The organism is Paraburkholderia sp. BR10937, assembly GCF_040965695.1.
Taxonomy (GTDB): Bacteria; Pseudomonadota; Gammaproteobacteria; order Burkholderiales; family Burkholderiaceae; genus Paraburkholderia.
Map to the genome: position 1 here is coordinate 1 of NZ_JBFRCL010000226.1, position 252 is coordinate 252.

Sequence of the window (252 nt, forward strand, 5' to 3'; positions counted from 1 at the left end):
CGAGGTCGCGTATGGTGCGTCGTACGTCGCGTGGTTCGCCGAAGAGGCGACGAAGGTCTACGGCGACATCATTCCGCAGACGCAGCGCGGCAAGCGCATGAGCGCGATCAAGGAGCCGATTGGCGTGATCGCGCGCAAGATCGCCCCGGCGCTCGCGGCCGGCTGCACGGTCGTGGCAAAGCCCGCCGAGGACACGCCGCTCACGGCGCTCGCGCTCGCCGCACTCGCGCAGGAAGCAGGCTTGCCCGACGG

At 70.2% G+C, this 252-nt stretch carries 1 protein-coding gene; it reads left to right on the forward strand.

Annotated features, from left to right (window positions below):
• Positions 1-252, forward strand: a 252-nt coding sequence (locus tag AB4Y44_RS42750) for an aldehyde dehydrogenase family protein (RefSeq protein WP_368702851.1), incomplete at both ends; no start/stop codon positions are given.